The organism is Enterococcus sp. 3H8_DIV0648, from assembly GCF_002140655.1.
Taxonomy (GTDB): domain Bacteria; phylum Bacillota; class Bacilli; order Lactobacillales; family Enterococcaceae; genus Enterococcus_A; species Enterococcus_A hulanensis.
In genome coordinates, this window is sequence record NZ_NGLG01000002.1 from 13,992 (window position 1) to 21,175 (window position 7,184).

A 7,184-nucleotide genomic window follows, 5' to 3' on the forward strand; every position below is an offset into this window, starting at 1 on the left:
ACTAGACAAAAAATCAGTCTTTCGCCCTATGACGGTCTCTTATACACATCTAGATGTGTATAAGAGACAGATGTTGATCTTTTCAATTTCTTTTTTGCTATTGTGTTATTGAAAAATTAGAAAGGGGAGGCTGTATTGTTAGTGAATTTCTTAACTTTTAAAAAACTGTTTACAAAGTTAGGAAAATGTTTTAGGATGATTTTGAAAACGCATTCATAAAAACTTTGCGCAAAGTCGATTGAATATTTTCACCGTTTTTCTCAAAAAGGAGGAGGCTTTTTTATGAAAGTTGTACTGTTAGATTCGCAAGTAATTAGTGGCTACAATTATGCCATTGAGCGAAAAATTGTTGAGAATGCTGATTTTGAATTTGTCATGGGAACTTGTAAAGATGAAGATGAAGTCGTCGAAAAGTATCGTGATGCGGATGCGATTTTGAACATTGCTACAAAAATGACGGAAAAAAGTATTAGCCAATTAACAAACTGTCAAGTGATGATTCGCTATGGGATTGGTGTCAATGAGTTTGATATGGATGCTGCGAATAAAATGGGGATTAGGATCTGTAATGTGACCACCTATTGTATTTCTGAAGTGGCCATTCATGCGACGGCTTTAGCGCTTGCCTTATCAAGACAATTGAAGCATTTTGATCAGGCAGTCGCACGAGGTGTTTGGAATCAAGAACTAGGAAGAAAAATGCGTCGTCCATCAGCACAAACAGTCGGGTTAGTTGGCTTTGGGAATATTTCCAGACAAATAGCCAAAAATTTTCAAGGTTTGGGGTATAGCGTAGTAGCTTACGATCCATATGTTCCACTGGACGTTTTTAAAGAAAAACAAGTAGAACAAGTTGATTTAGAAACACTTTATGCGACTGCGGATATCATTTCTTTGCACTTGCCAGAAACAAAGGAAACAGCAGGAATGATCAATGCAGCAGCATTTAACAAGATGAAAGACGGTGTTATCTTAATTAACGCAGCACGTGGGGGACTAATTGATACAAACGATTTAGTGGTGGCACTTAAAGCTGGAAAAGTTGGCGGTGCTGGCTTGGATACTTTATCAGTGGAACCGATGAAGGATGTCGATCATCCGCTTTTAGGAATGGAGAATGTTATTCTTACGCCGCATATTGCTTATAATTCAGCTGAAGCTAATCAAGAATTATTTGCTTCGGTGGCACAAACAGCGGTCGATGTATTAAATGGCGAGAATCCAGCGAATATTTTGAACAAGAAGGCATTGAACTTATAAGGAGAAGCAAAATGGACAAAAAAGAAAGTACTTTTCAAAGTTTGCTCGTTTCATTTGGTTTAGCTTCTGTCTGGTTTGGGATATATATTGGTCCGGGATTTTCCGGCGGCGCTCAGTTGGTAAGTTTCTTTGTAGGACAATCATGGCTGGGGGTTTTTATTGGCCCTTTGGTAACCACAACGGTTGCTGGAATTATTTGTTATCTAGTGTTGGAATACTGTCGAACGTTTGAGCTGTATGATTTTCGTTCTTTTTATGATCGTGTTTTTGGAAGATTTAATTTCTTCTTTGCCAATGTAAAAGAATTTTCAGCGATATTGGCTTGTATCACTATTTCAGCATTAACCTTTGCTACAGGCGGGCGTTTATTATCTGAGTTTTTCAACGTGTCGTTTGTTGCGATGGGGCTGCTTTCTTTTGGGATAGTGGCAGTGTTGATTCTTGCAGGACAAAAAATTGTTCTTCGCTCGGCTTCTTTTATAGCTATCGCCTTGATCTTATTGATTGCTTATATTGCAGTAAGAGGCGTGCCAGCTTCCTGGGAGGGAATGAGTAATTATGTCTCAAATCGAACGATGAATGCGCCGATAAGTCAGGTGCTTTTACAGATCATTCTTTACATTAACATCATGGTGGCCTTTATCGATGCCGTAATTCCAGCTTCTAAAGGACAAGTGAAGACGAGAAAGCATTCACTTGGAACAGCGATTATCGGAAGCTTAATGGTTCTTATTTCTACGGTTGCGATGAATATTATTTTTGCAGCGGGGATGCCTCAAGTTGCGGGGGAGGATTTACCGACCTTGTGGAGTTTGAATCACATTATTGGCGCCGGCTTCAGTGTTCGTTTACTTTATACTGCAATCGCTTACTTAGCGGTTCTATCTACTGGTGCAGGGTACTTGTACGGAATGATTGAACGCTATCAATTATTAGTCCACAAAGTTTGGAAAGGCTCATCTTATAATGCTCGACGGATACTGCTTGTTGGGATTCTTACAGTGTTAGCCTTTTATTTCGGCCGTGCTGGGATTCCGCAAATTGTTACTACAGCCTACGGGATTATTGGCAGAATCAATATTCCTCTGTTTGAAATTCCGTTTCTAGTATTATTGCCGTATCAATTGTATAAGTATCAAAAAAACAGAATAGCAGCAGAAATTGAATTGCCTGAGTAGAAAAATAAATATATAAGGAGGATTTATAAATGGGTTTCAGAGAAGAAGGAAAATGGTGGGTAAGTCCCTCAAATTATGATGAAAAAGTAACGAAGGAATTTAAGTTTGTAGACAACATCCAGTTTTTAGACACTACACTTCGTGATGGTGAACAGCAGCCGGGAATTGTTTTGACGAAGGATGAAAAAGTTGAAATTGCAAAAAAATTAGATGCAGTAGGGGTTCATCGGATTGAAGCCGGGACACCTGCGGTAACTCAAGAAGATGCCGATGCGATTAAAGAGATCACTAGTTTAGGATTAAAAGCAGATATTTATTGCTTCGTTCGAAATATGGTGAAGGATATGGAATTAGCTAAGGAATGTGGAGTAGATGGCGTAGTTGCTGAGATTCCCGGAAGTGAGCACTTATTGGCTAAAGGAATTAAATGGGGAGCAGAAAAAGCGATCAAATCTGCGATTGAAGCAACCGCAAAAGCGCATGAGTTAGGTTTGAAGGTGTTGTTTTTCCCAGCGGATGGCTCGCGGGCAAGTATGGACTTTTTAATGGATACGGTACAAGCGATCGTTGATGGCGGCGGACATATGGATTCACTGGCATTAGTGGATACTTTTGGTGCACTTTCACCTGAGGGCGCGCGCTTGAGAATCTCTCAATTGATCGAGCGTTTCCCAGAAACACCGATTGAATGTCATTTCCATGATGATTTTGGTTTAGGGACAGCGACTTCATTAGCGGGATTAGCAGCAGGGGCATCGGCTGTTCACGTAACAGTTAATGGGATTGGTGAACGGGCTGGTTCGGCTCAGCTTGAACAGGTAGCTCTTTCATTGGAGGCTTTGTATGGGCAAGATACCGGACTTGATTTATCTAAACTGAAAGATTTATCCGATACAGTAGCACGACTTGCAAGAGAACCAATCAATCCTACCGCACCAGTAGTAGGAGATGCCATCTTCGGTTGGGAAACAGGAATGCCTTCAAGCTTATGGGAAAATGCCCGAAAATCCGATCCACTAGTAATGCTGCCTTATCGTTGGGATCTAGTTGGTAACAGTGAACCTGTTTTAGACCTAGGTAAAAAATCTGGAAAAGACAATTTACGTGTCTGGCTTGAACGTTACGAGCTTTCCGTAGACGAGGAAAAGAAAATGGACTTGCTGATGGCTGTTAAGGCTAAAGGAATTGAGCTGCATCGCACACTAAATGAGGATGAATTTAGAGAATTGGTTAAGGAATTTCAATAAGAACAGAAAGTGGGTTACGTGAAATGAAAGCATTGATTTTGAATTTAGGAGGGACCTCTACCAAAATCGCTTTATGCGAAGATGAGAAAATTATTCTAAAAGAAACGATTCGGCATTCAACTGAAGAGCTTGAAGGGTTTAAAAAAATTTGGGATCAATATGATTATCGAATGGCAAGCATTCTTTCATTTTTAAAAATCAATCAACTGTCTGTAAGCGAGTTGGACTTGTTCATTTCACGTGGTCCTTCAGTGAAACCGCTAGAGTCTGGTGTCTACGAAATAAATGAAGCAATGGTGACTGACGCAAAATCGGGTGAGTTTGGTCAACATGTCTGTAACCTGGGCTGTGCCATTGCACTAGCATTTGCTCAGGAGAATGGAAAGACGGCGCTGATTGCCGACCCTCCTTGTGTGGACGAGATGATCCCCATTGCAAGGTATACAGGACTTCCTCAGATTACAAGGCACAGCTATTTCCAAGCGTTAAGTCATAAGGCTTTTGGCAGATTTATCGCGTCAAAATTAGAAAAAGATTATCGTGAGCTTTCTATTGTCATTACCCATCTCGGTTCAGGAATCTCCTGCGGAACTCATAAAAATGGAAAAGTCATCGATATTACCAATGGGTTAGATGGGGACGCGCCCTTTGGGATGGATCGCAGCGGGACCCTTCCGGCAGCTGATTGGAAGAAGCTGATTCAATCTGGAAACTATACTAATGAAGAGTTAGATTATATGTTAAACGGCGGAGGGGGCTTGATGGCCCATCTTGGAACGAATAATGGGGAAGAAATCGAACGACGAATCAAGCAGGGAGATGCGAAAGCGTTAGAGGTATTTGAAGCAATGGCTTTTCAAGTAAGCAAAGCCATCGGAGCTGCTGCTGGAGCAATGGGCGGCAGACCGGATGCGATAGGAATTACTGGCGGGTTAGCACATTCTAAACACTTTGTTGATTTTATCAAGAAACATGTTTGGTGGATGGCGCCAATCTATGTAAAACCTGATATTGATGAACTTGAAGCCTTAAGCTCTGTATGCATTCCGGCATATTTTGGTGAGATCGAGATCAAGGACTATTGATTAAATAGGAGGCATTATGCAAATTACAAATTTTAAAGAATTGAATACACACGTTCGAAAGACCACTCAAGTAAAAATTGTAATTGCGATGGCAGATGAGGAGGAAGTGCTGCTAGCAGATAAGGCGATTGAAGATGGTATAGCAGAGTTTGTCTTGATCGGAGATAAGGAGCGGATTCAAGAGCTGATCGTAAAGCACCATCTGTCACCAGCAAAATTCACGATCGTTCATGAGACGAATCATAAAAAAGCGGCTTCTGCAGCGGTCCAAATGGTGAAAAACAAGCAAGCCGATATTCCAATGAAAGGACTGCTTCATACTTCTGATTTTATGGGCGCAGTTCTGAATAAGGAATCAGGCTTTGAACGTATCAAAAGAATCAGTCAGGTAACGATATTTCAAGACCATTCGAATAACCTGAAATTCTTAACCGATTGCGCGATCAACATTGAGCAAACGTTATCTGTGAAAAAAGATATCATTGAGAATGCTGTTCATCTGGCTCGAACTTTTGGAATCATTTGTCCCAAAGTCGCATTATTAAGTGCTGTAGAAACAATCAATGAAAAGATGCCCGATACGACAACTGGTGCGATCTTGGTGCAAATGAACAATCGCGGGCAAATTAAGGATTGTATTATCGATGGACCGCTGTCTTTAGATAATGCGGTCTCAAAAGAAGCGGCTGAAATCAAAGGTATCCGCAGTTCAGTGGCTGGAGCTGCCGATATCTTAGTCGGCTCATCTTTGCAAGAGGCGAATACATTAAGCAAGTCTTTAAATTTCTATGCGAAGTTTCAAACTGCTTCAGTAATTCTAGGCACAAAGGAACCCTTCATCATGACTTCAAGAACAGATACGCAGCAAAACAAAGTAAATTCAATTGCCGCTACCTGTTGGCTTTTTCAAAAGCAAAATGATCCAAATTAGATAAGTAAGTTCGATGGTCTAGATTATTCTCAAGTATTTGATTATAATCTAGGCTATTTCTATTCTATTAGGCTGCAATAATGAGTATGATGAAAGTAGAATACATGTATCTAAAAAAGAAGGAGAATCACTATGGAAAGAATATTTTATCGAGACAATGAGCAGTGCTTTATCGATGTTGCCAAACCAAATGAAGTGACCCAAACAGATTTGATTATGTTGATCCATGGGGGATACTGGCGCGTCGATAAAACTTTGGAAACAGTTGCGGACATTCAAACATATTTTACGAAAAAGGGATATGTGGTTTGCAATATTGAATATCGAAGAGGAGAAAATAATCCTTGGCCAACCCCATCACTTGATGTAAACAGTGCCGTTGAAAAAATAAAGCAGGAATTTCCTACCGATAATTATGTTCTTATCGGTCATTCTGTCGGTGGTCAATTAGCTTTATTAAACGCGGGAGAACAAGATCGAGTGATTGCGTTAGCACCAGTCACAGATTTAATTTACACTAGGGATCATCATTTGGGCGATGATGCGGTTCAAGAATATTTTGGCGAAGAAGCGAGCGACACAGAGCTAGTGAAAGCTTCGCCATGTCATCATCTACCATTGAAAGCAGCTTCTTGTTTGATTATTCATGGAGCCGATGATGTCAGAGTGGACGTTGGAACGACTATCCGCTATTTCCAAGAAAACTTGACTGCTAAAAACAATATTGAACTGCTGATTTTACCTAGAATGGCCCATCAAGATATTATTAATCCGATCCATGATCATTTTAGCTATTGCTTACAGTGGATCAAAGGGAATATGGATAAATGATTAGATAGCAGCTCGAAATTCTTATTAATCATTTTTTTTCAATACTATGGCGTTTTGGATAAATATACACATCTAGATGTGTATAAGAGACAGATGCAAGGTCCACCTAGCAATATGGTTGAGAGCATAACAAGAATCTTCGAAATGTTTCTCAGCAAAAAGTTAGGGTTGGATTTGATAGTTTTCATAATTTTTATAGCTCCTTTTGTTTAATTTATAAAATAATGGGTGGATCATTAAGATTTCCACCAGTAAACCAATGATTAGCAGAGTACCCACTTGAGCGCCTACAAGGAATAGGGATACACAAATAATTGAGAACGCGCTGATTAAAGCGAATAACTTCTTCCTTTTCCGTTCACTTACGCTAACTAAAGGGTTCTTTTCTGTATCGGCCGGCGCATAGAAAAAGACGCACAACAGAATAATTACAGATAGAATCAGCATCCAAGGAGTCGATAGGGTAAAATTCGTTTCTTGGAGGACGTAAGGAATGCCCACAAACGTAGCTATTCCAAAAAGTGAACAGGCAATGGAAGACTTCGCATGCCAGCCATTTGCGTGCCATCTCAAAAGAATATAGGCTAGATTCATAATGAACGTTTCAAAAAGTAAACCGAATAAAAAGGAAATAAAGTAAACCTGAATACTT

At 40.1% G+C, this 7,184-nt stretch carries 7 protein-coding genes; 6 read left to right on the top strand and 1 reads right to left on the bottom strand.

The genetic code is table 11. The annotated features are described in order from the left end of the window. Positions 1-282 precede the first annotated feature (282 nt). The 6 genes from A5875_RS16530 (at position 283) to A5875_RS16555 (ending at position 6,532) form a co-directional block, all read left to right on the top strand. On the top strand, positions 283-1,260 hold the full coding sequence (locus A5875_RS16530; RefSeq protein ID WP_088934727.1) for a C-terminal binding protein: 978 nt from the start codon (positions 283-285) through the stop codon (positions 1,258-1,260). A gap of 11 nt (positions 1,261-1,271) precedes the next feature. Then, positions 1,272-2,438, top strand: a complete 1,167-nt coding sequence (locus A5875_RS16535) for a hypothetical protein (RefSeq protein ID WP_088934728.1) — start codon at positions 1,272-1,274, stop codon at positions 2,436-2,438. Between the two features lie 29 nt (positions 2,439-2,467). Next, on the top strand, positions 2,468-3,685 hold the full coding sequence (locus A5875_RS16540) for a LeuA family protein (protein ID WP_088934729.1): 1,218 nt from the start codon (positions 2,468-2,470) through the stop codon (positions 3,683-3,685). Positions 3,686-3,708: 23 nt separating this feature from the next. Then, on the top strand, positions 3,709-4,770 hold the full coding sequence (gene buk, locus A5875_RS16545) for a butyrate kinase (protein WP_088934730.1): 1,062 nt from the start codon (positions 3,709-3,711) through the stop codon (positions 4,768-4,770). A gap of 16 nt (positions 4,771-4,786) precedes the next feature. Beyond that, on the top strand, positions 4,787-5,701 hold the full coding sequence (locus tag A5875_RS16550) for a phosphate acyltransferase (RefSeq protein WP_088934731.1): 915 nt from the start codon (positions 4,787-4,789) through the stop codon (positions 5,699-5,701). 132 nt (positions 5,702-5,833) lie between these two features. Beyond that, complete coding sequence (locus tag A5875_RS16555) at positions 5,834-6,532, top strand: alpha/beta hydrolase (RefSeq protein WP_088934732.1); 699 nt, start codon at positions 5,834-5,836, stop codon at positions 6,530-6,532. A 162-nt stretch (positions 6,533-6,694) separates the two neighbouring features. Here A5875_RS16555 and A5875_RS16560 read toward each other — a convergent pair. Beyond that, a partial coding sequence (locus A5875_RS16560; protein ID WP_088935824.1) for an accessory gene regulator B family protein occupies positions 6,695-7,184 on the bottom strand: 490 nt, incomplete at its 5' end.